3 protein-coding genes are annotated in these 1,460 nt (G+C 67.3%); 1 reads left to right on the top strand and 2 read right to left on the bottom strand.

Annotation, left to right across the window (positions count from 1 at the left end; translation table 11 throughout):
- Position 1 precedes the first annotated feature (1 nt).
- Positions 2 to 589 carry a DUF2239 family protein gene (locus AC1DY5_RS55405; RefSeq protein ID WP_478122663.1) on the bottom strand — a complete coding sequence of 196 codons (588 nt, stop codon included), beginning with the start codon at positions 587 to 589 and terminating at the stop codon, positions 2 to 4.
- Positions 590 to 649: 60 nt separating this feature from the next.
- Positions 650 to 1,144 carry a hypothetical protein gene (locus tag AC1DY5_RS55400; protein WP_478122662.1) on the bottom strand — a complete coding sequence of 165 codons (495 nt, stop codon included), beginning with the start codon at positions 1,142 to 1,144 and terminating at the stop codon, positions 650 to 652.
- Between the two features lie 97 nt (positions 1,145 to 1,241).
- On the opposite strand from AC1DY5_RS55400, the gene AC1DY5_RS55395 reads away from it, so the two are divergent.
- On the top strand, positions 1,242 to 1,460 hold a 219-nt coding region (locus AC1DY5_RS55395), incomplete at its 3' end, for a Tex-like N-terminal domain-containing protein (RefSeq protein WP_478122661.1).

The following is a 1,460-nucleotide window of genomic DNA, read 5'->3' as shown; positions in this document are numbered from 1 at the left end:
CTCATTGAGCGCTCCATGCCGACGCCGCAAGCTTGTGGAGATGGGCGCCGATGTCCTCGGGCCAGGCCGCGACGAGTTGCCCGAAGCGCTCGCGTTCGCCGGCGAACAGCGCGCGCGCGGCTTCCTCGAATCCGGGCAAGGATCCGGCGATCACGGTCATGAAACGATAGGCGGCTTCGCGCGCCGCACGCACGGCATCACGGTCGGCGTTGACGCGACTGGCCTCCTGAACCAGGCGCCGCAGGGCCACCGAGGCGCCACCGGGCTGGCGATTGAGCCAATCCCAGTGGCGCGGAAGGAGGGTGACCTCGCGCGCCACGACGCCGAGCTTGGGACGCCCCACGCCGCGTGGCGCCTCTGCGGAAGCGTCGGCGCCGGCTTCCGTTGTCGCCGCGCCGGCCCTCTGATGGACGTCGAAGTCGAGCAGTTCGCCGGTCTGTTCATTGAACACGAGATAGGGCGTGTCGTCGTCGCGCTCGCGCAGGCGCGCCAGCACTTCGGACTGGCTGCCCTGGGCGATGCGTTTCAGGTCGGCAAAGACGATCAGGTTGAGGGCGACTGAATCGCTGGTTTCCTGTGGCAAGTTCATGTTTCCGATATTACCCGGGTAAATATAGCTCCTCAATATACCCGGGTAAAAATAAAGAGCTCAGCCGGCCCGCAGGCGCCGCCAGCCGCGACGGATGCGGCGCGTCATGGCCCGCACCAGGCGCCAAGTGCGGCGCTCGCGAACGCGTGCCAGCAGCCCGTCCTTCCAGCGTTTCCAGCGCGGATAGAAACGCGCGAACCATGGGATGCGCATCAGCGCCGGCTCGACCAGCTGGAACAGCCGTGCCAAGACCGCGGTGCCCACCAGCTTGGCGGCGAACAATAGCAGCAGGGCACTCATCGTGTGGCCTTCGCCGAGCAGGAAGAGTCCGAAAAGTTTGACCGGCAGCAGCATCAATGCCGGCAGAAAGAAGGCCAGCACCGCGCCCCAGGGCGGCAGCGCGCGCACCGCGGCCTCGATGCGAGCCCAGACGCGCAGCCGCGCCAGCCGGGATGCGCCGCGGGCCAGCGGCTCCCAGCCCCACTCCTCGAACAGCAGCACCGGCACCAGCAGGGCCATGCCGAGCAGGCTCAGGAGTTTCTTCAAGATACGCATTCGGCGCCATTGTCCCCCTGGGGCCTATGGCAAACTTCCGCGCTTCATCCGCCAGGCGCCACGGGCGCCGTGTTCCCTGGGACTTTCCTCCTCATCCATGCAGAAAATCATTCGCCAGCTCGCGGCCGAGATCAAGGTCGGCGAGCATCAGGTGAAGGCTGCCGTCGAGCTGCTCGACGGCGGTGCCACCGTGCCCTTCATTGCCCGCTACCGCAAGGAGGCCACCGGCGGCCTCGACGACATCCAGCTGCGTGAGCTCGAGGCCCGGCTGTCCTACCTGCGCGAGCTCGAGGATCGCCGCGCGGCCGTGTTGAAG

Source organism: Variovorax sp. P4_D9, from assembly GCF_056401695.1.
The sequence above is the reverse complement of the archived record's forward strand: the minus strand, read 5'-3'. Positions and strand labels throughout refer to the sequence as shown.